Source organism: Paenibacillus sp. XP01 (assembly GCF_057364885.1).
This window is the reverse complement of record NZ_CP139481.1, coordinates 1623368-1649068: the sequence shown is the minus strand read 5'-3', so window position 1 is coordinate 1649068 and position 25701 is coordinate 1623368. Positions and strand designations below refer to the sequence as shown.

Here is a 25701-nt window from a genome sequence, read left to right as displayed (position 1 = left end):
ATAACGTTCCCCGTATTCACGAACCCGAAAGCCTTAAGGAGTGCAGTGATTGGGTCAGAGACTAAACAGCCTTGCAGAGGTGGTTGCCTGAGTCCGTTCATTACTATTCGTCTTTCAAAAACCATTGAAGCATTTTTTGCTTCATTCGATCCGCTATTTCTTCATCTCTTGCCATGATCCATTTATATAAGGGTTCGTTTATAAATTTCAGCAAGTCATTTTTGCATTTCTCAAGACCATCTAACAGCTCTTTATAGGTAAACCTGATACAAAATAATTCTTCCTTCTGTGTTGCTGGATCATCTGACCACACTAAGACATAATCTTCATAATATGTAATTCCTGGTGAAGGATCATGCCCTAGCCATGGACTTTGTTTTGCTTTAATTAAATTAATTATTGTTTGTAGTTCTTCAAGTCCGCAACAACAGCTAGGCATAATAAACGTTTCTCTATCCTGTATAAATGTAATCCCGCCTAAAATAGCAACTTCATCTTCCTCCAAAAGCTCTTTAAAGGATTCTTCAAAAGACATCGATGCATCAATACTGTTGTATCCAAATAAATGCAATAAAAACAATTCAACTTCACTTTCACTGCTATTCGAGGATAAGAAAGCAAACTCCTTCCGAGCCACTTCATTCTCAATCCATACAGGCTTATCATAATAAGGTTCTCGAATTACAGGTTTCATATAAGGCATCTTTGATTCCCCCTACTTGGGTTCTTTATAAAAAATCAATAATGTCTGCAGGAGCCGCAGCCTTAATTCAGCTTTCGTTTATTGCAAAGTATACATCGATGACAATTTAAATAGATACTGTGTTTTTCGCATTTAGGGTATCCCCTCTTCTAAGCGGAAAATCCGGTGATAAACCTATGCTTCCGATGCAGCTTTCTTTCAGAAAGCTTTTTGGCGAACCGCTTCGCCTCTTCATATGTTCGGATCACTTCATCTAATTCGTTCTTCAGTTCTCTATGTTCTTCCCAATATCTTTGTCCTACCTTAAGTACCGAACAAAATAAATCTCCCATATACAGATCCCCTGAACTCAATGGGTTCTCCATTAATTTCTCTAAGGCTAAAGGTAAAAGAAAATCCAGACTCATTTGTTGCCCGATCAAAAGCCTTAAATCTTCATTATTCCATTCACAGAGAGGTTTCTTTCTTAATTCATATCCTTGGAGAACCAACCGAGAAGCAAAATTCGGTTCGTTCCACTTTTCGCCTTCTAACTCTTCAAGAGTTTTGGTTAAATCCACTTTCTGCATGGTTTCACCCGCTTAAATAAATGGTTTCCAGTATGTCATATAACGTTTCAGTATCCACGACGCCCCAATTTCATCACGATCGTTGAGTTGACTAATACATTTTTAGTAATATGTATCTCTTAAATCTTTCATTTAGTATGACAGTAATTATCGCTGATTGGTTTTCGGTTTTCTGAAGGGATGTTGTTTTTATATGATTCCATGGCCTGATCGAATGATTCTTTGATCTGTGCAGAAATAGGACAAGATTGGACTGACAATATCTGCTGTAACCAATTCTACCACTCCTTAGGCATTATGATCTCTATAAAAGAGTACGGGACAATGTCCTCTGCCACGGCTCATATCATAGAACCATGTTTGACGGAGGATCATTATCCCGAAGCGTCAGTACGTTGTTTTTTCCAAGTCTCTTATCCATATCTCCAACGCCTTATATAACGCTTGCTATGGTATTACAGTGTTATTTCCCGCTGCGCTCATACCAATAACCAGGAATACCATGCGCAAGACGGATTAACGCTTCCAGGTAGAAATAATCGCCCCAGATCATATGATCATCAGGGGATAAGCCGCCATGGACATGGTATGAGCCATGCTTAAGAAAGCCTTCCGCTTCATCGTCACCGATCGTGGCATAGTTGTTAATTAGCGATTCCATGCTTGTTGCCAGCATCTGCTCGAAATATAGACGATCTGGATCACCAACAGCCAAATGGGAGATGAGCTCCGCCAGTCCCGCAGCGACGATCGCTGAGGCTGAACTGTCCCGGTAAGTATCCGCAGCTACAGGAGCATTGAAGTCCCAATAAGCAACACTGTCCTCGGGCAAATGCTCAAGGAAGTAGCGGGCCATACGCTTGGAAGTCTCCAGAAACGCCTTATTTCCAGTATAACGATAGGATAGTGCGAACCCATATACTCCCCAAGCTTGCCCTCGCGTCCAGGTCGAACCATTGTTGTAACCTTGATGTGTCGCGCCGCCGATGGGAACACCCGTCTTCGCATCCAAGAAAAACGTATGATACGAACTATCATCACCTCTTACGATATAACGCCGTGTTTTCTCTGCTTGGATCTGTGCTATTTCACCATACGCTGGATCACCCGTCTGTTCACTTGCCCAGTACAATAACGGCAGATTAAGCAGGCAATCGATAATAATCCTCCCCGCTTCTTGCTCGTTATCTGGTGCTCCCCACGCTTGAATATAACCGCTGCCATCACTCGTAGTCCGCCAACGTTTCATTAATACATCAGCTGCAGCAAGTGCCAGCTCCCGAGCGCCTTCATCGCCAGTGATGATCCACTGGGCTTTGGCCGATAAGCTGTACAGAAATCCGATATCATGATGATCCAGAGAGACATGCTGCTCAAGCCGCTGACGAAAACGAGCCACTGCCCCTTCTGCTGCCTTCCGGTAGCGTTCATCGTTTGAATATTCATAGCACAACCACAATATCCCCGGCCAGAAGCCATCTGTCCAGTCATCGTTATCATTCAACATATAAGTTCCATTCAGACTAACATGGGGAAACCGGGTCCCGAACTTATCCATATTGTTTAGCGTTTTCGATAGAATGTCCTCAATGGCTTGTATATAACGTTGTTTTCCTTGTAATTCCGTTGTTTGCATTCCCTCGGTAGACATCGCACTTCAGTCCTCTCTTCATCTATTAGGAGAAATGATCCAGAGAATGACAGCAAACAAGGGATCATCAACCGAGCTCGGTCAATTCGCCTGCCGCAAGCTCTACGACGTCCGTTTCCACGCTTACCCATACACTTTGTGCAGATGGATTATGGACGATCCGGTAATCTGCCGAGAATCGGAGCTGCCGCAATGCATGCATATACGAAACAATTTCAGCATTCGTAGCAAACCAGATGTTTTCGTTTCCGGCAACGAGTTCTCCAAACCGATCGATCAGCTCCCAGTTGTTGTCGTTCTCAAACTCATAGCTGTGCCCCCAAACATACAGCAAAGCCATCTTGGTATGCCTCTGCTTTAAAGCAAGTAACTGCTGCGCATACTCCACCATTTGCCGATAATGGCAGGTCGGATGCCATCTCAGGAAGTCTGAAGGCATATTGAACCCGAACTCGTTTGCTGCTGTCCGGGCATACTCTATCCCGAGTGAAGGCAGCAGCGAGACAAGCTGGTCGTTATATGTACCAAAAGGATAGCTCATCCCACGCACAGGATAACCAACCAGAGCCTCCAATCCCTTTCGATCCTCCGTGATTTCCTGAACCATTTGTTCCACTGGCGACTGTTCGAGAAAAGGATGGCTGACGGTATGGGCAGATACTTCATGCCCTGTGAACAGAGGGCGTATCTCCTCCCTTGTAAGAAATCCTTCCTTTCCGAGCGTACCGCTGTTTAGGTGAAACGTGCCTTTGAGACCATATTCATTAAACTTCTCGACCAGTCTCCTGTCATGAATCTGTCCATCATCGAAACTCAGAGTGATGGCCTTATGCACGCCACCCGGAAAGCGATCATATCGAATTCTCATGCCAATTCCTCCTAACGATGGTTCAAGCAAGCGTATACGAGATTTCTCAAACGTGGATGCACATAGGGCTCTTGATTGTTCAACATATGCTGCGCATACATGACGGTCAGCTGAGAAGACGGGTCCATGATCGCCAGAGCACCGGCTGCGCCGCTCCAGCCAAATTCACCAAGCGGACTGAGCGACCCGCTGATCTGTTTGGAACGATGGGTGCGAACACCGAGCCCGTAACCATACCCCGCAAGCTGCGACCACGTGAAATGACTGCGAGTGGCCTCCGTCAGATGATCTGTTCTCATGAGATTCACCGTGTCGGCTGCGAGGATTCGAACGCCTTTGGGGCTTGTTCCTTGATGGGTAAGTGCATTCAGAAAGACGGCGTAGTCATCCACCGTGGAGAACAACCCGGCACCGCCGCTCTCATATTCCGTACCGATCCGATAATCGTTCCCTTCCATGGGAATAGGTTTACCCAAAGACTCGTTATATTCATACTGTGGAGCCAAACGGCTCCGTTTCTCTTCCGATACATCGAAGCCAGTATCACACATCCCGAGTGGGCCGGTAATTTCATCCCGAACATAGGCGCCGAACCGTCTTCCATCGACAACTTCGACCACAGCGGCAAGAACATCATGGCTTAAACTGTAGCTCCACCTCGCCCCCGGTTCGAACAACAGCGGTTCTTCGGCGATGGCCGCCGCTACTTCGCGGGTTGGTGCTCTTCCGCTTGTGCGTCTTACGACTTCCAGGATTGAAGGGGAACGGATATCATAAGAGAGCCCGGCCGACATGGTAAAGAGATCCCGTACCCGGATCGCTCTCTGGGCTTTCTCCAATACCGTTTCACCGCTCGGCAAGGTCACCTTCACGGCCATCTCGCCATATTCCGGAAGATAGTCCGACAATGGATCATTTAACAGGAGTGCTCCCTTTTCTACCAGCTGAAGGGCTGCCGTGCAGGTCAGAATTTTGGTCAGTGAATACAGCCGAATGATGTGCCTGTCGTGGATGGGAATACGTTGTTCCAAGTCAGCATAACCGCTGCGGTAGCGGAAGACCTCTTGATTGCGGTGCAAAACCAAAACCTCCGCCCATGGAATACGCCAATCCGTCAAGCGGTCGATAAATAGGGATAGTGGTTTGAAGTCCATCGCTTTGCTTCCTTCCTGTCTCAATATCACTCGTAATCGATAACTACCATCTGATGGCATTCCAGCTTCGGAACGGTGTAGCTAACCGAACCCTTCTCCCACTTAAAGGGAATGGACTGCACTTGCGGTGCCAAATACACATCCTTCACTTGATGGGGAGTCCGGATGGACACCTCAACATCATATAGGGGGATGATATCCTCAATCACTTCGATCTGTTTGCCACGGCGAACAGGGGACGCATACAGCAGATGATGAACCAGCCTTTTCTCTTGCTTTTGCTTCTGCAGGGTGGTCACCCCCTGGGCAGGTAGATCGGTGTTCAGCGTTTTATTAGGCATGAGGCGGTTCAGCGCATACAGGATCGTCTCCTTCAGGATCAGACTTCCTTGGTTCGCATAATCCTCGAACACGTTCCAGGCCAGATAGATGCCGCTGCCGCTCTCTACCATGCCCGGTCCGCCATAGACATCGCTGCTTGGCGTGTGCTGGTGCGAACAGAAGGTAAAGACATCGCGGTTGAAATACGGGTCTTTCCTGCTTCCAAGCTCCGTTCCGCCGGCAAGTTCGAGCTTCTGGCCTTTCGTATACATGACAAACGAAGCTTCCCCCAGGCTCGCAGGCTTGAACAACGGCTGGAAAAAGTCCGGACAGTATGGATTCACTCCCACATATGTCACTCCAAAATCAATGGCGAAGGACGTACCATCTTGGTTCAGACCTGACCAGCCTGTGGCGAGGACCTTACCTCCCTGCTGTAAAAACAAATCCAGCTTATCCTTCAGCTCGTCATTCACCGCCACATAATCCGGTAAAATCAGCACCTGATAATTCGCAAAATCTTGTTCCGTATCAATCACATCAAATAGGATATTGCCCTCCAGCAGCATGCGTACAGCCCCTGCATCCGAATCGTTCCGACTTGCATCTTCTTGGGCTTTAGGGTGCACGCCCGTTGCTTCCAAGGACAACAACGCTACATCCGCAACGTTCGCGGCATTCACGCACCAAGCTTCCTTTCTTTCGACTTCACGGTAGGCCGTACCAATCAATTCATAGGTTGCCGGATCCATGCGGCCATCAGGCTGAAGCTGATCCCCAATCGAACACTTTGCACCATTCGCAAGACTGAGAGCGGTTTCATAGCGAAGTGCGTTTGGATGTTTATATCCGCCGAATTCTCCCCACGCCGTATGAAATTTCCCGGTCATGCCAAGAAATTCGAATCCGAGAGTCTGTACGTACCTGGCCGAAAGAGGGAAATGGTCATACCCCCATCCGCCGGTAGGCAGCGACTCCAGTTCCAAATGGGTATTCATTGCAGCCAAGTCGCGACGACCTCGTTTGATGTGTCCGCCGTTATGAAAAATGGGCAGACCTGGTTTGATCGATTCCACCGTTTCCTTCACCCTGGCTGTGTAATTGGCATATGTGCTCTCCCATAGCCTCTTCATCGCTTCCTCGTTGCGAGGGTCATTCCCTTTACGCCGTATGGTATCCACACAGTTATGACAGTAACATTTGCGTATACCCACAATATCGAGAAACAATCCGTCTGCATCATATCGGAGCAACACTTCCCTAATCTGTTCGATCAGGATATCGAGATAAGGAGAGTTCATGCAAAATTGATGATAGCCTGGCTGCATGAAGCCTTCGGCCCAATTCGTTCGATCATTCATGTCGCGGATCAGCCACTCGGGGTGACGCCGGGCTAGCTTTTCATCCAAACCGGCCGAAAGGTACACTGGTGTTTTTACGTTGATTTCATGGGCTGCCTCAATCTGTGCGGCAAGCAAATCGAAGCTTAACCCCGGATGAATCTCATTAGCCTCCGAAGGATGATACGCCCAGCCATGATGGCACTTGGAGAACACTGTAATTGAGTCGACATGCCCAAGCTTCAACATGTCCTGAAACTGCCTTTTGTCAAAGCGGTCCCCAATGGGGACAATGGCTTCCGAGGTGTGAAAATCCAGATGGACTTGACGGAATCGCATGATTTCGCTTCCTTTCTCGTTCATATACCCCTAATATATTCTTTCCAGCATTGAACGAATAGGTGTAAAGACGACTTTTTATAGCACAATTTCGACCATTCGCAGTTCAGTCCATGATACAATAGGTGCACCAAGAAGTAATGGAAAGGGCTGGCCTTATGAATTGTCTTGAGCTAACCATCCCCCCACTTCCGCAATTAGTAACGATCGGTCACTCCATCTGGAACCCGGGGCAGCAGCACCTGAGCCGTTCGTTTAACTTGTATGACATGCTGTTTGTGATGAAAGGTACCTTGTACATGACCGAAGATGATATGCCATTCGAAATCACAGCAGGCTCCTTGCTTGCGCTTGAGCCGAACCGTCTGCATGTCGGGCATCGCCCTTGCGAGGAAGAAACCGAAATATACTGGCTCCACTTGGCCCACCCTGAGCCTGTCCGAACGATGGACAGCGGACAAATTCCATGGTCGACTCCCTTCACGAAAGGCTCCAACCTGGATGTCACTCCGCACCGGCAGGTCATGTATATTCCCAAATTCACAAGCCTGCACACCTCAAGCATTCTTCCCTTCCTGCAGCGAATGATGGAGCTTCACCAAAGCTTGTCGCCCGCAACCTCCTTGCCGCTGCAGGGTCAGCTCGCTGGCTTGTTGACCGAACTGCAGTCGGCTATGCGCCTGCAGTATGCTCCACGTTCGAGAATACTGTGCGATCAAACGATAAACTATCTCGAAGAGCATATTACCCGTCCCTTTGATGCGAAGCATATGGAAGAAACGCTTCATTTCCATGTGGACTATCTCTCCCGCTGCCTGAAGAAATACACGGGACTGAGTCCACTTCAATACCTGCACGAGCTGCAGATGAGTAAAGCTAAATCTCTTTTGGAAAATACGAGCCTTCCCGTATCCGAGATCGGTGTGTTGATCGGGATCGAGAATGCCAATTATTTTATTCGCTTATTCCGAAAAAAGCTGGGAATGACACCCGGTCAATATCGAAGCACCCGCTTGGGCCGCACATGACAAAAACAGCAGGAACGTAATCGTTCCTGCTGTTTTCTTATGAGTTCCTATTGTTTTCTTATCAAAACGTTTAGACGTATTTCTCCCGATATTCCGTAGGCGTACACAGGTAAATCTTCTTGAACTGGCGGGCGTAATAATTCTGATCCCGGAAGCCGCTCTCCTGAGCCACTTGCAAAATAGACAGGTTAGGATTACGCAGCAGCGTACAGGAATAGTCCAGCCTCCGCCGGATCACATAGTCCATGGGCGTCGTTTGGAAGTTCCTTGCGAATTCGCGAAGAAACTGCCTTTTAGACAAATAAGCCTTTTCCGCGAGCATATCCAGATTGAGAGGCTCCTGAAAGTGTTCCTCCAAGTACGTAATGGACTCGGCGATTCGCAGCGCTTTGTTCTGAGGCCACCCGTTGTTCGCCACATAATAACGGGAGAGCACACCCATGAGTGCCGTAAAATAGGAGCGGATCAGCATTCGGTAACCTTCTGGCCGCTGATCATGCTCACTCAGAATGACATCAAGCAGACCGGTGACCTGCCGCAGCTGTTCATCATTCAGGGTAAGCATTCCTTTGAAGTTCATTTCCTTCCGGTAGAACGGCTCGAAATAAAATAATGCCTGGAAGCCAGCCATCAGCTTCAGCTCCTGCAGCTGAGTCATCTGGTCAGGATGAAACATGACGTTGACGTACTCGATATGATCCACGTCTTTATAGCCGTGGGACACATTGCCATGGATGAAGAACACCTGCCCGGCAGAGATCGGATACTCCCTTCCTTCGATAATGTGAGTTGCGGTACCTCCAAGAATGACAACGAGCTCGGAATAGTCATGCTGGTGGACATCAAAATCATGAGTTAGAGGGCATTTCTCGATGCGAAAAATAAAATCCGGTTCCAGCCCCAGGTCCAGATAATGGCTTTTTCTATTCATGTCGCTATTATGCTAAAGAAGGTCACTATCGTCAAGGAATCCTGAAGTAAATTACAGTAACATGGGGATAAAAGACATGAAACTGAGGTGGCTTATGTACCGCTATCATTTCCGTGCGCAGTGCTGCGAGAATATGAACCTGAAGCAAGTGTTCCGCGAAGCTTTACCCGTACTTCAAACCCGCATGAAGGAACTCAAGGCCCGTCAACTTAGTCTATTCCATTTCGGAACACAGCTGTTTCTTTATTATGAAAGCCCGGCTCAGTCGGTTGATCCTCACGAACTGTTCGCTCACTGCGAAGACGCTTTGGAAACCTGGCCCGGAACGAGCAGTGCTAGAAGGTGGGTACCGATGATCGATATTTTCCACTATCACAAGCCGGTCAGCGAGAAGCAGTGGTTAAGAAAAAACGCTCCAGCCCGGCCTTATGCCAGAATCGCCCATCTCAAGCCGGATCAAGTCGCCAGTTATGTCTTTTACCATTACCAATACCAGGAGGAGAAGCCGGGGGATGGCGATAAGTACGGGATGATTGCCCTGCATGAAAATCTGATGTTCTTCTACTCGGAAGATCCGGCAACCATCGAGAAGCCGTCCTATTCAGGCAAGCTCTCCACATCCCATACGCCATCCGACTGGGCGGGAACGATGGAGCCCCACTTTATACCCTGGGATTCGTCCGATGGGAGCTCCCGGATCTGGCTGGAAATTCCGCTCGTGATCCGGGCATAACGAATGTCAAACGAAAGGAGCATTCTTATCATGCGAACTGAATACTGCTTAAACGGTGAATGGAATTTTATGCCCTTGTACAAGCGGGACACTGGCTTCGGCCTTCCTGCAGAGCTGGTTTACGAAGAGCAGAAGGTTCAAGTTCCCTCCAGCTGGAGAAGCTCCTACGAAAGGCCTCCGGGAAAGAACTTCGGGATCATTCCTGAATACGAATATGCGCCTTATGATGTATTTCGATATCCGAAGGAGTGGGCGCACGCCGAAGCGGGAGTTCTTCACCGGTCATTCCGGGTGCCTTCGGCCATGTATGAACCAGGGACACGGATCTTCCTCCGTATGGACGGGATCATGCAAAAGGCTGCCGTGTATCTTGACCATCATCTCGTAGCCATGTGGGAGGATGGTTACCTGCCTCTTTTTGTGGAAATTACCGAACTGGTCAGAAAGGATACGGAGCACGAACTTCATGTAGTCTGCGGCAGTTTTGACAAGGTCGAGATTCCTTCTGGTCAACAAAAAATCACGGGCCTTGCAGGCTCGTGGTTCGGTTCGATTGCCAGAGGGATATGGCAGGACGTATATCTGGAAAGTCGGCCCGAGATTTCGCTTGCGGATGTAACAATCCGAACGTCGGTACGGGAGAATCGGCTGGACGTAGATGCTGCGGTAATCCATCCCTTGGCTTCCTCCTTGAAGACATCCCACAAGGCTATTCTTCATGTGCGCGAAAACGGTGATTCGGCGTCCTCCCCCATTCTTCAGGCTGAAGCTGATGTGTTAGCCGTGAGCGGCCAAGGGGATTCAAGCCGGCTCACGTTCCGACTGGATTGGGAGGACGCCAAGTACTGGAATCCGGAGCAGCCTTTCTTGTACAGCTTGGAGCTTTTGCTTCTGGACGGTGAGCGGGTTATCGACCGGGTGGAACAGCCATTCGGCTTCCGTGAGATCTGGACCGAGGGTCCGCAGTTTATCCTTAACGGTACGCCCATGAACTTGCGCGGTGACTCCTGGCATTTCCAGGGTGCCATCCAACAAACGCAGGAGTACGTACGCAACTGGTATGGCATGTGCAAGGAGGCAGGAGTTAACTGTGTTCGTCTGCATGCCGCGCCTCATCCGACCTATTATCTGGATATCGCCGATGAGATGGGCATGCTGATTGTGGATGAAACGGCCATCTACGGTTCGAGCAAATCCATGCCTGCGGATCATCCCGCTTATATCGCGAACTGCACAGCCCATGTCCGCAGACTGGTAGAGCGGGACCGCAATCATCCATCCATTATCCTGTGGAGCTTGCAGAACGAGATGCGCTGGGTGGACGGCCGCGATATATTCAAGCAGCATATGCCTTCCATGATGGACCTCATTCGCGAGTTAGATCCTACCCGCCCGATCATTGCAGAAGGCGATAACCGTCTCCTCCCCAAAGAACTCACGGAGGTGGAGAGCAGGCACTATAACATAGACGGCACCATCGACGCGTGGGATCGGAAGAAGCCTCTCGTGTTCGGCGAGCATGGCGGCTGGTGGTATGTCTGCCCCCAGAACAGCAGCATGTACGTAGGCTTGGCTGCGTATCGAAACACGGATGAATGTATCCAAGGTCTTGCCGAGAAGGAGCGGCTGTTCGTGGAGTATGCGAGGCGGCAAGGCGTTTCGGGAATCTCCACTTTCAACTTCGCCCATTATTTCATGCGGGCCATGCCGGAACGCGATATTGTGCTTCCTCCATCCGTTCCAGATACGCCGGGGCCGAAACCAAAAGTCATTCCGAAATACGCGCTAACGCTGAATAACGGTCTTCTTCCGAAGGAATATCCGCTTTATATGAAGAACCCGTCCTTCCCGATCATGGAAGCCTCTTTCAAGCCCGTTACCATGATACCGGCAGAATACAATCGTTCCTTTTTCGATGATGAGCCGATTTCCAGAAGCTTCGATGTCTATAACGATACGTTCCATTCAAGTAAGACTCGGATTGAATTCGAAGTACGCCAGGAGGACAGACTCCTTCACCAGGAGCTCTTCCTATTCGACCAAGAACCGGCGGATCATGAGATCGTGACCGTAACCTGGAAGCCTGAGCCTGTTAAGGATGTAACCGCTATACACGTGCATGCCGTAATGTTTCACGATGACAAGCTCGTTCATGAGCTGAATTTGCAGTACAAACTGTATCCCTCACATTATAAAACCAGCCATATCTCGATAGGCCGACCTGTGGCCTTCATAGGTCGGGACGAAGACTTCAATCGGATAAACGTCCTTGTCCCGGAATGCAGACGAATCCGGCTTGAACAGCTTGGCGAGCTTTCACCTAATCACCTCGTCGTTGCAGGCAGCGGGCTGGAGGATGAGGACGGTCAACTGGAGATGGCGCTCCAAAATTATGTACGAAGGGGCGGGCGTCTTCTGCTGTTGGAGCAGCTCCATCTGTCTCTGGGTCATTTGACAATTTCGCGGCAGGATTTCATCCGCGCCCACGCGGGCAGCTATACCCATCCCATCCTTCAAGGCTTGGACGATGATGATTTGATGTATTGGGACGAAAGGATCCGTGAGGATGGCCCCCCTCCTATCATCCACGCCGCTTTCGAGAAACCGATCAAGGGCAACTTCAATATGATCTTGGAATGCAGCGCAGGGGATTTTGGAGATGGCGGGGATCTGTGGTCACCTCTTCTGGAATACCGGGACGGCAGCGGCCTCTTCATCGCTAATCAACTGCAGCTCATGGAGCATTTCGACAGCGTCCCTGCGGCCTGCTGCTTGCTGCGCAACATGCTCGCTTATGCAGGAAACGTCGAAACGATATCGATTCGAACGGGTGCATGGGTTGATTCGGGAGGAACAGCAGAGCATTTCCTGCGGTCCCTTGGCCTTTCCTTCGACGTGCTCGAGAATATCACGAGCTGCCTTCTTGCGACATATCAACTTGTTGTCGTGGAGCCAAACCTCCTGTTAGATTCGAATTCCATAGCCGTTTTGAATGAATATGTTCGGCATGGCGGTCAACTCGTCATCCTTCCCGCTGCTCCAGGTCATGAAGCCGCCCTGTCTGCTCTATTGAAGCGCCCTGTCTCGATCCTGAAGCATGAAACGTACCACTTGCAGGCGAATTACGATAGGCCTGTGGTCCAAGGATTAAGTCCGGTTGACCTGTTCGGCTTCGACAAGGTTTTTCTCTCGCCCAGAGAAGTCGTTAATCGTCCCTTGGCCTCTTACAGTCTGGATACGACCGATGCAGCGGTACTATGTGCAAGCGTAGAAGGGACAGCATGGAAGGATTATTTTGTGCATGGGCATACGTCGGAATACAGCAGGCTGGCATTGGTGGAGCTGAACCGGGATCATCAACGTCCTGCCGGGAGTTTCGTACTGCAAGTGGAACAGGAACAAGGATGTATCATTTTATCTCAACTGCTCCTTGAACCGGATTCCGCCAAATCCATACGCTTATACAGCCGACTTTTGGCCAATCTGGGGGCCGCCATAGACGACGGTCTTCTTCACAGCTCCAAAACAGACGCGCACTGGTCCATTGAAAAGGTCATGGCACTGCCTTGCAAGCCGTGGATCAATTACGAGGAAATGAAGGCCTATTATACGGATCCGGAATTCTCGCTGAACAATCTGGGCGAGGGGCTCTACGGCTGGATGCTTAAGAAAGAGCGAAGCTCTTCGGACGGTGCCTTTCTTATCCAAGATCCTGGGGATGAGCGTTGGTTCCTGAGCTGTTTCATTCATGGTTTGGACCCTTCATGCAATCCGGTCGATGGTATCCTTCGAGGTAAGCTTCAAGTCAACACGAACTCCGAATATGAGATTTATCTAAACGGGAGTCACGTTCCCGAACCGGAGAGACATATCGAGCTGCGTGCCGGTATTAATCGTCTGATCGCCATCGTGCAAGGATCCGGGGAGAACATCCAGTTCGGTATGGTATTTAGGAACGCGGGCGGTTCATATATGAGGTATCTTCAATATCGTCTGACCCTGGATGATGTGGAGCCCAAGTAAGTTTACTTTTCCGTATCGGTTACTACGACAAGGATATTAATGAATCATTCCATTTCAGAAGAGGTGGGCTGCATGCATATGAAACATCCGACTGCACTTGAAGTTCTTCTTGATCAAGCAAACGAGAGTCTATCTGCGAACAGCCATGCGATTGCCACTTGGGGGATTCCTGGCTTTTACCAGGATACTGAGGGGCACACGCTCGCGAAGCGGCGGATGGAAAAGGACGCCCAGACGGCCTATACGACGGCACTGGCCTACCGGCTGACAGGAACAGCTGCTTATGCAGACAAAGCGAAGGAAATCATCATGGGCTGGGCAGTGGTTAATCGGGAGATTACAGGTGCGGACGGACCATTGGTATCCGCCTATCTGGGCGTTGGACTCATACTTGCGGCGAATGAAATCAAAGAATACGTGGACTGGAGCAAAAAGGAGCGAGAAATGTTCACCCAATGGATGACCCAGGTATGTCTGCCGGAGTGGGATCGAATCCCCCTCCGCAACAACTGGTGGAGCTGGAGTCTGTATGCCCAGCTAGCGCTGTATCGTTTTATGGAGGATAAGCTTCGTTTGGCAGAAGAGGTGACCGCTCTCAAAGAACATCTCGACCACTCCCTCTCCATCGAAGGATTCATTCCGGAAGAAGCGTCCAGAGGCAAGCATTCCCTGTGGTATCATTATTTCGCTCTCGCTCCGGTAACGGCCGCCGCCAAGCTCGTCCTGGACACGACGGGAGAGGATTTGTTCCGCTGGGTCTCACCGGGCGGAAAAAGCCTCCAGTATGCCGTCAAACAATTCTTCCATTATGTCAACGGGCATCTGAAGGAATGGCCATATGACGATAATCCGATCTTCCCGGCACAGCTATCTGGCAGCACATGGCCCCTTGATCTGGTCGAGGCGATGGCGAACATCTACAAGAATCCGGACTTTGAACGTTTTGTCGCCCCTTACCGTCCGATCACAGGCAATATTAATATCAACAGCGGCCTTTATCATGCTTATGCCTGGATCTATCCCGAGCTGCAATTTCAACGTTATATAAGTTGAACTGATGATTTTTACACGGAGTCACTACGTGGTCAGAACCATCTTCCGATCACTGTTATCCCCAGATTTTTTTGATCCCCTCTTTTCAAAGGGAAAATCCGGTGATAAATGCGACCGCTTCGCTTCTCCAGATTCTTTCTGCCCTCTCCGTTATCGTGTAAATGTCTAGTTCAACCTATATAGCTATAAGAAAAGAAGCCTTTCCGAATATGATCGGAAAGGCTTTTTTTCTGTGGTCTATTCTGTTGTTACAGCCTGCCCATCCCGAAGCAGGTAGACTGCTGCTTCCTCCGTAATATGTTTGCCGCTCTGGGCTTGAACCTCATGGAGGAACGCTTCCGTATTCCCATTATCCAGCTTCTTGAGCAGGCTGTTAGCGATCCCGCCATTATCAATCCAGGACTTCTCCCGAAAGAGGGTTACCAGCGCTTTCAGTGAGCTGATGTCTGCATAAGTGGAGAACGTCACAACCGCTTCCTGTTCATTCCCCGCTTCGTCCGTGGCGGTTACTGTGAAGGTGTGAGCTCCCAGGGGCAGCGTATAGAGAAGCACCGCCGCTCCCTGCTCGATCTGATGATCATCGAGCCTTGCTGTACTCTTCAATTCATTAACCCCGGACACCTCATCGACAGCTGTCCATGACAGATTCAGGGACTCTGCGCTTGTATAATCTCTAGCTAGCGGCTCTGCCACCGAAATCATGGGTGCCGAGGCATCCAGATTAAACTCCAGCGATTTCGCTTCCTCCGCGTTTCCGGATGAATCCAGTGAACGGTATAGAATGGAATAACGGCCATCCTGACTGAAGGTCAGGGAGTCCTGATAGTCCAGCCAGGTATCCCCTCCATCCAGACTATATTCTGTCGATGCGGATTCAGAAGAGCCTTCAGAAGAGTGCAAGGCAAGGGTTACAGGCTGTGTATACCATCCACTCATGCCGTCCGGTTCTGCCGGACTCATCACGGCCGTGGTCTCAGGAGCAGTTCGATCCGTATCGATCAGGGAAAATTGGATGTCATCGAACCACATCTCGCTGAACCCGCCTACGTAGAAACCTACCGTTCCAGAAGGATTGTGCTTGGTATCCGAACCTTCAAGCCTGAGTTCCCCGTTTACGTACACGTGGATGTCGGCACCTTCGACCCGGATGCGGATGGTATACTCCGTATCAGGCTTCAGGTCCTCATCAGGCAGATTCGTCGTTTTCAGAGCTGTCCATGCTCCATTATAAAGAATCCATTGCGAAGTGCCGTCCGCCAGCTTCTTGTATGCAATTTTCCCGGATGTGCTGGAGACGGAACGATCATACACATATAGAGTTCCCGTATCCGGCATGACCGCCGGCGTCTTCAGCGTGAAGGTAAGGTCATAGTCGGTAAATGTCTTCGGATGAAGGGCCGAGGCACCTTTGAGAATTTTATACTTTTTATTGCCATCCACAGTTACGATACTGCGGTTCGGGTCTACCGGCCATCCGTTCGCTCCCGAATCAAAATCCGTAAAGTGCATCACATTCGATACCTGAATGCGCACGGATGCTGATGCTTCCGGGTTGGCAGCTGATGTTACGGTGATTTCAGCCTCGCCTTCCGCCAAGGCGGTTACCAATCCATGTTCATCCACAGCGGCAATTCCCGGTTGAGAGGTATGAAAGATAACCTCCTTATTCTCGGCATCAAGCGGATCAAATTGAACTTGCAGCTGCTTTTGTTCCCCCTTGACCATGTTGACATGGCTCTCACCCAGCAGCAAACCGGATACTTCCCTGCTTGGAACCGTGAATTTGATGTCATCAAACAGGAGCTCACTGAAACCCCCGGCATAAAAGCCAACCTGGCCGGACGCATTGAATGTCGAATCACTTGCCTTCAGCTTCAATTTGTTATCCACGTAAACACTAATCTCCGGACCCTTAACGATAACTTTCATGTGATAGACCGTATCCGGCTGCAGATCAGGTGCAGCCAGCGTATTCTGCTTCACTGCAACCCAGGCCGCATTGTACAAAAGCCAGGCAGATGTTCCGTTTGCATACTTCCGGTAACCAATCCTGCCGCCGCTTCCGCCAGAGTTCAGCCGGTCAAACACATAGAATGTGGCATCATCTGCGATAACTTTCGGCGTCTTCATCTTAAATGTCAGCTCGTAATGGTTGAATTCATTCTCGTTTAGCGTTGTTGCTCCTTTAACAAGCTTATACATATGGTTGCCGCCTTCCACCTCGACAATGCTTCGATTCGGATCTGTCGGCCAGCTGTTCCTGCCGTTTTCGAAATCGGTATAATCGATAATGCCATCCCCAACTTCAACAGTAACCTGAACCTCATCCTTTAAGGTCGGGTTGTCAGCAGAAACGGCTGTAATCGTGGCATTCCCTATGCTAACACCCTTCAGCTTGCCGCCTTGATCCACCTTAACAATCGAAGGGTCGCTCGACGCGTACTGAATAGCGGGGTTCGTTGCGTTCCAGGGAATGACTGCGGAATACAGAGCGAATGACTTCCCAATCCCGATGGTTACGCTTTCGTTATACAATTGGATTCGATCCACAGCAATGTGATCCGGAGCAAGGTATGGACCGGCTTTTCCCTGGACTCCCATCTCGCTGAAAGGGATGGCCGGGAAACCAGGAATCTTTTGGAACACTTCCGCATCCGGCTTCAAATTCAAATCCCCGTTCGCCAAATTAACGAAGCCGGGATCATGATCCGTAATCCAGTTGTTCGCATACTGGAGCAGGTTTCGTTTGTCATTTGCTCCCTGATTATTCGTGCCGCTTAATTTCCTCGTCGGGTTATAGATCACATTGTTCTGAAACGTGTTGGTATCCGGATAATACCGGTTCTCCGTGAAGAAATCAGCCAGTTCCGGATATTTCTCCATATGCGGCGTGCCTTCGAAATGGTTGTTCTTTTCAAACAACGCCTTCCATTTGGGCATATAGTTTTTGGATATTTGCTGGTCCGGTTGATCGCCTAGATACATGTCCGAATATTCATACGGTACCTTTGCATCAATAAAAAGATTGTTCCGGGTTTTGATATGGGCACCGCCGTTATTTAGAATGGCATCGTTACCCATGCCGTTAAATATGTTCTCTTCAATGGTAATGCCCATAGTAAAGTTATCCGGATATACCCCTTGAACCCCTGCTTTGCCTTCCCCGATATTGTGGAAATAATTCCTGCGGATTACCGATCCCCGTTCCTGAGGCGACTCGCCCAGATTCATATAGATGGCACCGAGATCCGAGAAGGTTTTGCAGACGTCATAAATGTTGTTGTATTCCACGAGATGGTCATTTCCAAAGATCAGCATTCCCGGATGGGGAGCGTCATGAATTTCGTTGTGGGAAACCTTGTTCCCCGCACCGGTCAGGAAGATGCTCGGATTATAGGCTTTATGGTAATAAGCAAAATCATGAATATGGCTGTTCTCCACGACATTGTTTCCTGGCTCAAGCGTCTTCTTATCTCCACCATTCAGAATCACCCCGGTCCCGCCGATGTGATGAATATGGGAGCTGATCACCGCATGATTCACTCCGTCCATTTTGGCAAAGTCGTTATACAACCAGCGGCTCTGCGTATTAATCAGTACGCCCCCATTGGAGAAATTCCGTATTTCGCAGTGCTCCAATCGGACGCTGTCACCGCCCATAATGACTGCTGCGGAGTCCCGGCCATTCTCCAGGATCAGGTCCTCAAAGGTCACATGCGAAAGATTGTTCGCGTTAATCATCGGTGTTTTAAGCATCGTAACCATGATCTCAGGATGATCACTTTCAAAGGCAGCCGTAGGCATAAAGTAGAGTTTGCCCTGCTTCCGGTCGATGTAATATTCACCTGGCATATCGATCTCCTCAAGCAGGTTCTGGGCAAAATGGAAGTCCGGGTACCAGTTGGTAAACAGACCGCTCATCTCTCCGTATGCCAAGGTAATCGTCTTGTTACTTGTATCGATGGATGCGACTTGGTTGTACGACCATTCCCAGCTGTAACCGAATATGCCATCCAACCAGATGTCATCCGCTTCTTCCCAGAGATCCGGTCTTTCGTAATTGTAGGTAAAGGTCCCGCCGCGTGTCTGCAAATCCGGGTCACTACGGGTAGGTCCGGGATCCGTGATGGTCCCCATCTGGACCGTTCCATTGTTGGGCCAGCGAGCAAGGGTCATGCCTTGACCTTCGACATACAGCTCCATCGGAGGAACCTGACTGACGTCATTGGCTTTATAATAACCATGCCGGCTCATTACACCGTAATCGGTGATGCCTTGAGCTTTCAAGTCCATCTGCAGAACCTTCGTTCTGGCATCCGCACTGATGATTCGGTCCAGGACACTCGTGTCTGTTACCGGAGAGAACCAGCTTTTCTGAAGTTCCAGACCGCCGTTTAACCGCACGCTTTCTCCTGGATAAGCCTTGTAGGTTATCCGCTTATTCTCCGTACCGGAGTCCTGCTCCTCCAGCAGAAAACTTTCGCTTCGATTATAGATGCCGCCCCTTAAATAGACCGTCACACCGCCTTCAGGCAGCCCGGAACCCTTCTTCAATTGCCGGATTGCATCCCTGGCCTTCTCAAGTGTGCGGAATGGAGCGGCTTCCGTTCCCGGATTCGAATCATCACCATCATTTGAAATATAAAAGACAGCACCAGGGTTCACCATATCTTCCGCATTCGCTCCCGTAACCGGCAGACAGCCCACCAACAACACCAGGATTAATGCAATAATGATCCGTCTCCTCATCATCTTTGGAAATACCTCCCTTTTAAGATCAATCAGATAAAACGCACATGATCACTACCCTTTTACAGACCCAATCATGGTTCCTTTTTCGAAATATCGAAGCAGGAAAGGATACATGACGATCACCGGCAAAGAGCTGACAATGACAGCCGCCATTTTCAAGCTCTCCGGCGCAGGCGGTGTTGCAAGCGTCGCCGTAGTAAACGGGTCCAGTTTGCTCTCGATGAGGATCTGGCGGACAACCTGCTGCAGCACGAATTTGGATGAATCGGTGACGTAAAGCAGGTTATCCATAAACGCATTAATGTGGTAAACCAGATTCCAGAGCCCGATCGTCACCAGAGACGGAATGGACAGCGGGAGCAGGATCCGGAACAGAATTCGCAAGTCCCTTGCCCCGTCGATACGAGCTGCTTCGATCAGCGCATCCGGAACGGAGCGGAAAAACGAGATCATCACAAGCACATGAAAAGCATTGGCAGCAGATGGCAGCACATAGACCCAGTGCGTGTTAAGCAGATGCAGTTCTTTGATTAATAGATATTGCGGGACAATTCCGCCATCGAAGATCATCGTGAACAACAGCAGCATGATCAGCAGCCGCTTCATGGGCAGATCGGGACGGGAGAGCGGATAAGCGGCGCAGACGGTAACGAGAAGTGTTAAGGTCGTGCCTACGACCATCCGAAACAGCGTATTCGCATATCCTGACCAGATTAATGGATAGTCCAGCAGCCCGCGGTATGCTTCCCACTCAAAATCCCGAGGATAAAAATGAAATCCGCTTCGAAGAGCTTCTCCCCTACCGCTGAAGGAGACGGACAGGACATGAATGAACGGGTACACAACGATGAGTGCCAGGATGGACAAAATAAGGTAGATCATGGCAGGTGCAATGAGCTCTTGCCATCTTTTTATTTTCATGACTGTCTTCCTCCTGCCTTTACCATAGACCGCTCTCGCCGCGGCTCAATTTTCGCACGGTCAGATTAGCCCCCAGAATCAGCAGGAGCCCTACCAGCGATTTAAACAAGCCAATGGCCGCCGTGTAGCTGTACTGAAACTGCTGCAGACCTACCCTGTAGACATAAGTATCGATGACGTCACCTGTTTCGTAATTGACCGGGTTTAACAGATTGATGATTTGTTCGAAGTTTGCGCTTAGGAAACCACCAAGACTCAGAATGAACATAATAGCGACCGTGGGCATAATGGAGGGGATATTAATTCGAATGATTCGCTGCCACCGATTGGCTCCGTCAATGACGGCCGATTCATGCAGCTCCGGGTTGATCGCCGCCAAAGCAGCAAAGTAGATAATCGAGCCCCACCCGATATCCTTAAGAATCGAAGAGATGACTACAATCGGACGGAAATATTCCTTCTTTCCCATATAAAAGACAGGCTCCCCTCCAAACCACTTCACAATTTCCCCTACAACGCCGGACGTTGGAGAGAGAAAATAAATAATCAGCCCGGACATGACGACCCACGATACAAAATGAGGCAAGTACATGGTCGTCTGGATAAACCGCTGGAAATACCTTGACCTCACCTCGTTAAGCAAAATCGCCAGTATGATTGGTGCGGGAAAAGCAAAGATCATCTGATATAAATTCAGGAGCAGGGTATTTTTAAGTAATCGATAAAAATCCCCATTCTGAAATAATTCCTGAAAATGGCGGAATCCGACCCACGGACTTCCCCATATCCCGTCGACGACCCGGAAATCCTTGAAGGCAATGACCACTCCATATAAAGGGCCGTATTTAAATACGACGAAGAATGCGAAGGCGAATAGAAATAATAAAAGCAGCTCTCCGTGTTTTTTTATCGTTTTCATGGCGCACTTCCTTGTAAACCGAACCGCCAGCCCTCCCGCAAGGGATGATTAAGCCCTCACGGGTGGCTGGGCCAAGTCAGGGTTATTTTTTGAATTGTGCTTGGTACATTTCATTGGCTTCCTTCGTTAATTCATCGCCGCCTTTTGCCTTCCATTCCGTTACGAATGTATCAAAATCAGTCAGAGGAATTTCGCCGCTGATGATTTGTGCAAAATATTTTTGCATGAGTGACGTCAATTCCTGTTTGTATTTTCCGTCCGAAGGCAGCACAGAGAATAACAGCGCATCGGTCCATCTTGGAGCAGATGAATACGTTTTGACCGCCTCATTCAGCTTCGGATCGGAATATTTGTCCCGATAAGCCTGGGTGGTAATGTTACCAAAAGAGAACAGACGGATTCCCAGTTGATCCCGCTGCTCCTGCTTATCGAATCCAGGCAGGAATGTAGTCGCCCCCGAGGTAGCACCGTTCTCAGCAAAATCCCATTGCTCCCCCTTTACCCCAAGGCTGGTCATATTGATGGTCTCTTCATCACTGCTCTGTGCCCGTAGAATTTCGAACAGCTTCTCGAGCTTCTCAGGCTGATCCTTGACTTTGCTGCCGATAACCAGGAAATTGCTCTTGATTCCCCAATCCCATGAGCCGTCACCGCCAGGTCCCTTCGGATTTTTGGAAAATGCCATCTTGGCATCCGGATTTAGTGCCAGCATTTCCTTGATTGTTGCCGATTCCGGCAGAGCGCCTTTGCTGATCTGCTCTTCAATGACGCCGATCCGGTTGTTATACAGTTTCTTACGATATGAATCCTGTGTATCTGTAATAAATTCCGGATCGATGACACCATCCGCATACCATTTGCGCAGCTTCGCCAAGGCTTCCTTGGTCTCAGGCATGATCGATCCGTTTACAATCTGACCATCCCTCTCCATCCACATGGTCGGCTCCACACCGAATGCCCCGAAGATGGAATAGAATCCGGATGACCACGTGGACGTAGCCGTTCCTGTCAACCCGTACGTATCCTTCACACCGTTACCGTCCGGATCCTTTTGTGCAAAGGCATAAACGGCTTCCTCGAATTCATCCAACGTCTCCGGGACTTTCTGAATGCCGACCTGATCCAGCCAGTCCTTACGCCACAACATCCCCAGATCGTAAGGCTTCAAATCGATAAACATCGGGATAGCCCACAGCTCGTTATTGACGGTAACGGTCTGAAAAAGCTCTTTCTTTTTCTCAATATCCGCGTAATATTCAGGCATTTTCTCCTTCAACATGTTCTGATCAATGCTCATTAACACGCCCTGATTTTGGTAAGCGATTACATTAGAAGGATCACCGAGCATGAATATGTCCGGTATTTCCCCGGAAGCGATACTGGCGTCCGTTACCTTCACGGGTTTGATCTTTACATTAAACTTCTGCTCCAGCCACTTCTGGACCTCCGAGTCATTGACAACTCCATCTGCGGCAAAATGAATGCCCCAGGAGATTTCGATCGGATTGGAGTTTGCTCCCGGCGTTTCTCCTGCATTTGGACTCGGGCTTGAGGTGTTCGTCTCGGAAGTGCATCCGGTAAGCAAGCTTGTCGCCAAACTTACAGCTAACAAGATAACGCTTACAATTTTGATTCTTTTACTCAAAAGAACCTACCCCCTGTTGTTGGATTGGTTTTGGATTCGAGAATCCCGCATCCTGCATAACGACCCGGCCGGGTATTGGAAACGGTTTTTACATACTTAAAATTTAAGCTTTAACCCTTCCGGCGCACAATCCTCTCATTCCATTTTTTTTATGTTTTTGGCTTCAGAAGCCGCGTAGAGCCACTGACGTTATTCCGTTTTTTGTATGTTTTTCAATTTCGATCTGTTCTAATTCCGTAGGTGTGATATATAATGGACTGCACACAACTGTTGAGATCATCAAATTTTATTGTAAGCGCTACCACCACTGAGGTAAGGAGGGGATTGCCATGAGGGGACTTTTAGCCATGAAAAATAACTCCATGTTCGTTAAACTGCTCCTATCGATGACTGCCATAGCTTTGATCACTGTTGTTCTCATTTCTTCGGTCACTTACATGATTTCGGCTGATAACAGTGTCCGTAATGCCATCAGTTATAATGAATCTGTCTTGACTCAGCAGAAGGAGCTGATTCATAAGGAGCTGACAACCATCGGAAATGCGGCCAATAGTCTGCTGATGGCTCAATCCTATGTGTACCATACCATTGGAGGCAAGCTCTCTGTAAGTTCATTAATTGATCTATCCACTCTCGTAGAAGAGCAAAAAAAGCTCAGTCCCTACATCGATTCCATTTATCTGTACTATGCCCCGCTCGAACTTGTCCTGACATCACGTCCGGAGGTAAAGACATCTCCTATATCCGACTTTGCTGACCAATCCTGGCTGGATACCTTAAATCAAGACTCAGCATCTCGTACCGTCTGGTTAACAGGAAGATCGAACGGGTTTTCTCCGGAACATCCTGCGACCTCCCTGATTCAGAAGATGCCGCTGATTGGCCAAGTGGAGGGCGCGATCGTCATTAATCTGAATCTGGATCGACTCTTCGCCGACTACTTAAGTCATTACAATAGCAAGAAAGGCACCATCATGGTCATTGGTCCACAGGGTGAACTCCTCTATTCCGATGCTCATGACAGAGAAGCCCTTCTTCAGCAGTGGGATGCTGAACAGGTAACATCGGACAGCGGCTATTATATTGGCGATTCTGATCAGATCGTATCCTACACTGCATCGGATATGACAGGCTGGCGATTCGTCGATATCACCGAACGATCCGTCCTTCTGCAAGGCATGAACCGAATTAAAGTCCTCATTTGGACAGTCGCCATCCTATATATAACGGCTGCTGTTGCTATTTCCTATGTTTTATCGAGAAGATTATATCGCCCGCTGCAAAGTGTGATTTCCTATATTGTGAGCTCTGAAGAGTCCGAACGACGCGACAAATCGGGCGGCCCAAGCAGCACGGATGAAGCCGGCTTTATCCGTCATTCATTTGAGCAGATGACACGTAACCGCGATATTTTAATCAAAGAAAAGCTGAAAGTGGATGAACTCCTCACCGGAAATCGCACGGCCATTAAGGAAAAGTATCTGAACGATTTAATCCAGGGCAACGTTCCAGAAGAAGCACCAAACAGACCGGACCATGCGGCAGAGCTGCTTGGATTACAGCTTGATTTCAATCGTTTTGCCGTCCTGACCCTTGAACTCGAGGAGCATCAGCCAATGAGGGGATCGGAGGATCTATTCCATTCCCATCTGCTCCAGTACGGTCTGATGGAAGAACTGGGAAAAGATATCGACGGAGAAATTTTTGTCAAAGACAGCAGGCACACGGTCATCCTTCTCTCCTTACATTCGGATGCCGATGATACCTTTCCTGTAGAACAAGCCAGAAGTCTCAAATCATATTTTCTCAGTCGTTATGGGATCTCTGTGACCATCGCTGTCAGCCGTATTCACTCCGGAGAACAAGCCGTGCGTACAGCTTACAACGAGACACAGGAGGCACTAAATATGAAAATCTATATTGGGAAGGGCGAAATTCTGCCCTATTCGATCCTTGATGAGTGGAAATCGGAAGAAGGTACCTACTATTATCCGTACGAACTCGAAACGAAGCTGCAGCAATCCCTGCTGAAGACGGATAAAGAGGAATGTACTGCCGTGATCCGGGCCATCACCCGGGAGGTGCTGAAGCAAAGGCTGGGTAAAGCCAATATTCATCAGCTGTATGTCCAATTGAGCGGGGAGTTGGTCAAAACACTCGTTCAGACTGGCGGCGAGGTGACCGCTGTTATCGGTGAAGGATCGTCTTATACCGATGCACTGGCGCGGGCCGAAACCGTTCAGGATATGGAAGAATGTGTCTTAACGATATGCAGCAAGATTATCGACTACCACCGGGAGAAGCGCTCCAAAATGACGGATGTGACCCTTCAGCTGGCAACGGAATTCATGGATAACCATTATAATAAGAATATATCTGTGGATAACGTGGCAGAACACGTAAAACGCAGCTCGTCCTACTTGGGTCGCATCTTCAAGGAGTCAACGGGCATGACGGTTAATGACTATCTCATCCAGCTGCGCATCAAACGTGCCATGGAGCTGTTGAAGCAGACAGATGCCTCCGTTGAGGAGGTCTGCCGGGAGATTGGATACGCGAACGTCAGCTATTTCAATAAAATCTTCAAAGCCAGAACGGGACTTACCCCGGGTCAATTTCGGCACCAACAAGCGGCAGATCAACGATTAACGCAGGGAAAGGGTCCCAAAACCTCCTAATTCGGTCCATTCGCGAACCAAGAGCCGAACAGCCTGCCGCGTAGATACTTTCCCTAATTTCAACATATCCTGT

At 49.1% G+C, this 25701-nt stretch carries 16 protein-coding genes; 5 read left to right on the top strand and 11 right to left on the bottom strand.

The window, feature by feature from the left end; genetic code table 11:
- Positions 1–103: 103 nt before the first annotated feature.
- The 6 genes from SNR34_RS07480 to SNR34_RS07455 all read right to left on the bottom strand — a co-directional run bounded on the left by SNR34_RS07480 (position 104) and on the right by SNR34_RS07455 (position 6945).
- On the bottom strand, positions 104–703 hold the full coding sequence (locus SNR34_RS07480) for a hypothetical protein (RefSeq protein WP_486181553.1): 600 nt from the start codon (positions 701–703) through the stop codon (positions 104–106).
- A 149-nt stretch (positions 704–852) separates the two neighbouring features.
- Positions 853–1272 (bottom strand): contact-dependent growth inhibition system immunity protein, encoded by a 420-nt coding sequence (locus SNR34_RS07475; protein WP_486181552.1) that lies wholly within the window; start codon positions 1270–1272, stop codon positions 853–855.
- Positions 1273–1735: 463 nt separating this feature from the next.
- On the bottom strand, positions 1736–2908 hold the full coding sequence (locus tag SNR34_RS07470) for a glycoside hydrolase family 88 protein (RefSeq protein ID WP_486181551.1): 1173 nt from the start codon (positions 2906–2908) through the stop codon (positions 1736–1738).
- An 82-nt stretch (positions 2909–2990) separates the two neighbouring features.
- Entirely contained in the window at positions 2991–3791 is an 801-nt protein-coding gene (locus SNR34_RS07465) for a polysaccharide deacetylase family protein (protein ID WP_486181550.1), read from the bottom strand.
- Between the two features lie 11 nt (positions 3792–3802).
- On the bottom strand, positions 3803–4945 hold the full coding sequence (locus SNR34_RS07460) for a serine hydrolase domain-containing protein (RefSeq protein ID WP_486181549.1): 1143 nt from the start codon (positions 4943–4945) through the stop codon (positions 3803–3805).
- Positions 4946–4971: 26 nt separating this feature from the next.
- The gene (locus SNR34_RS07455; RefSeq protein WP_486182424.1) at positions 4972–6945 is read right to left on the bottom strand and encodes an alpha-amylase family protein; all 1974 of its coding nucleotides are present in this window, start codon (positions 6943–6945) and stop codon (positions 4972–4974) included.
- Positions 6946–7103: 158 nt separating this feature from the next.
- Between SNR34_RS07455 and SNR34_RS07450 the strand changes: the two genes are divergently transcribed.
- Positions 7104–7973: a helix-turn-helix transcriptional regulator gene (locus tag SNR34_RS07450; RefSeq protein WP_486181548.1), complete on the top strand. Its 870-nt coding sequence runs from the start codon at positions 7104–7106 to the stop codon at positions 7971–7973.
- A gap of 70 nt (positions 7974–8043) precedes the next feature.
- Here SNR34_RS07450 and SNR34_RS07445 read toward each other — a convergent pair whose 3' ends face one another.
- On the bottom strand, positions 8044–8904 hold the full coding sequence (locus tag SNR34_RS07445; protein WP_339276788.1) for a helix-turn-helix domain-containing protein: 861 nt from the start codon (positions 8902–8904) through the stop codon (positions 8044–8046).
- Positions 8905–8980: 76 nt separating this feature from the next.
- Here SNR34_RS07445 and SNR34_RS07440 point away from each other — a divergent pair, with 76 nt between their 5' ends.
- The 3 genes from SNR34_RS07440 to SNR34_RS07430 all read left to right on the top strand — a co-directional run bounded on the left by SNR34_RS07440 (position 8981) and on the right by SNR34_RS07430 (position 14713).
- Positions 8981–9637, top strand: a complete 657-nt coding sequence (locus SNR34_RS07440; protein WP_236414944.1) for a hypothetical protein — start codon at positions 8981–8983, stop codon at positions 9635–9637.
- A 30-nt stretch (positions 9638–9667) separates the two neighbouring features.
- Complete coding sequence (locus SNR34_RS07435; protein WP_486181547.1) at positions 9668–13660, top strand: glycoside hydrolase family 2 TIM barrel-domain containing protein; 3993 nt, start codon at positions 9668–9670, stop codon at positions 13658–13660.
- Positions 13661–13738: 78 nt separating this feature from the next.
- The gene (locus SNR34_RS07430) at positions 13739–14713 is read left to right on the top strand and encodes an alginate lyase family protein (RefSeq protein ID WP_486181546.1); all 975 of its coding nucleotides are present in this window, start codon (positions 13739–13741) and stop codon (positions 14711–14713) included.
- A 237-nt stretch (positions 14714–14950) separates the two neighbouring features.
- On the opposite strand, the gene SNR34_RS07425 is transcribed toward SNR34_RS07430, so the two are convergent.
- From SNR34_RS07425 to SNR34_RS07410, 4 genes are all read right to left on the bottom strand, one after another.
- The gene (locus tag SNR34_RS07425) at positions 14951–19465 is read right to left on the bottom strand and encodes an Ig-like domain-containing protein (protein ID WP_486181545.1); all 4515 of its coding nucleotides are present in this window, start codon (positions 19463–19465) and stop codon (positions 14951–14953) included.
- Positions 19466–19516: 51 nt separating this feature from the next.
- Positions 19517–20386: a carbohydrate ABC transporter permease gene (locus SNR34_RS07420; RefSeq protein ID WP_183522861.1), complete on the bottom strand. Its 870-nt coding sequence runs from the start codon at positions 20384–20386 to the stop codon at positions 19517–19519.
- A 19-nt stretch (positions 20387–20405) separates the two neighbouring features.
- Positions 20406–21305: an ABC transporter permease gene (locus SNR34_RS07415; RefSeq protein WP_236414948.1), complete on the bottom strand. Its 900-nt coding sequence runs from the start codon at positions 21303–21305 to the stop codon at positions 20406–20408.
- A gap of 82 nt (positions 21306–21387) precedes the next feature.
- Positions 21388–22950 carry an extracellular solute-binding protein gene (locus SNR34_RS07410; RefSeq protein WP_486181544.1) on the bottom strand — a complete coding sequence of 521 codons (1563 nt, stop codon included), beginning with the start codon at positions 22948–22950 and terminating at the stop codon, positions 21388–21390.
- A gap of 347 nt (positions 22951–23297) precedes the next feature.
- On the opposite strand from SNR34_RS07410, the gene SNR34_RS07405 reads away from it, so the two are divergent.
- A complete protein-coding gene (locus SNR34_RS07405; protein ID WP_486181543.1) occupies positions 23298–25628 on the top strand; it encodes a helix-turn-helix domain-containing protein in 2331 nt (776 codons plus the stop codon).
- Positions 25629–25701 lie beyond the last annotated feature (73 nt).

Bases quoted from the DNA above. Each gene is read 5' to 3' on its own strand.
- SNR34_RS07480 (WP_486181553.1), bottom strand. From the start codon at position 703: ATGCCTTATATGAAACCTGTAATTCGAGAACCTTATTATGATAAGCCT.
- SNR34_RS07475 (WP_486181552.1), bottom strand. From the start codon at position 1,272: ATGCAGAAAGTGGATTTAACCAAAACTCTTGAAGAGTTAGAAGGCGAA.
- SNR34_RS07470 (WP_486181551.1), bottom strand. From the start codon at position 2,908: ATGCAAACAACGGAATTACAAGGAAAACAACGTTATATACAAGCCATT.
- SNR34_RS07465 (WP_486181550.1), bottom strand. From the start codon at position 3,791: ATGAGAATTCGATATGATCGCTTTCCGGGTGGCGTGCATAAGGCCATC.
- SNR34_RS07460 (WP_486181549.1), bottom strand. From the start codon at position 4,945: ATGGACTTCAAACCACTATCCCTATTTATCGACCGCTTGACGGATTGG.
- SNR34_RS07455 (WP_486182424.1), bottom strand. From the start codon at position 6,945: ATGCGATTCCGTCAAGTCCATCTGGATTTTCACACCTCGGAAGCCATT.
- SNR34_RS07450 (WP_486181548.1), top strand. From the start codon at position 7,104: ATGAATTGTCTTGAGCTAACCATCCCCCCACTTCCGCAATTAGTAACG.
- SNR34_RS07445 (WP_339276788.1), bottom strand. From the start codon at position 8,904: ATGAATAGAAAAAGCCATTATCTGGACCTGGGGCTGGAACCGGATTTT.
- SNR34_RS07440 (WP_236414944.1), top strand. From the start codon at position 8,981: ATGAAACTGAGGTGGCTTATGTACCGCTATCATTTCCGTGCGCAGTGC.
- SNR34_RS07435 (WP_486181547.1), top strand. From the start codon at position 9,668: ATGCGAACTGAATACTGCTTAAACGGTGAATGGAATTTTATGCCCTTG.
- SNR34_RS07430 (WP_486181546.1), top strand. From the start codon at position 13,739: ATGAAACATCCGACTGCACTTGAAGTTCTTCTTGATCAAGCAAACGAG.
- SNR34_RS07425 (WP_486181545.1), bottom strand. From the start codon at position 19,465: ATGATGAGGAGACGGATCATTATTGCATTAATCCTGGTGTTGTTGGTG.
- SNR34_RS07420 (WP_183522861.1), bottom strand. From the start codon at position 20,386: ATGAAAATAAAAAGATGGCAAGAGCTCATTGCACCTGCCATGATCTAC.
- SNR34_RS07415 (WP_236414948.1), bottom strand. From the start codon at position 21,305: ATGAAAACGATAAAAAAACACGGAGAGCTGCTTTTATTATTTCTATTC.
- SNR34_RS07405 (WP_486181543.1), top strand. From the start codon at position 23,298: ATGAAAAATAACTCCATGTTCGTTAAACTGCTCCTATCGATGACTGCC.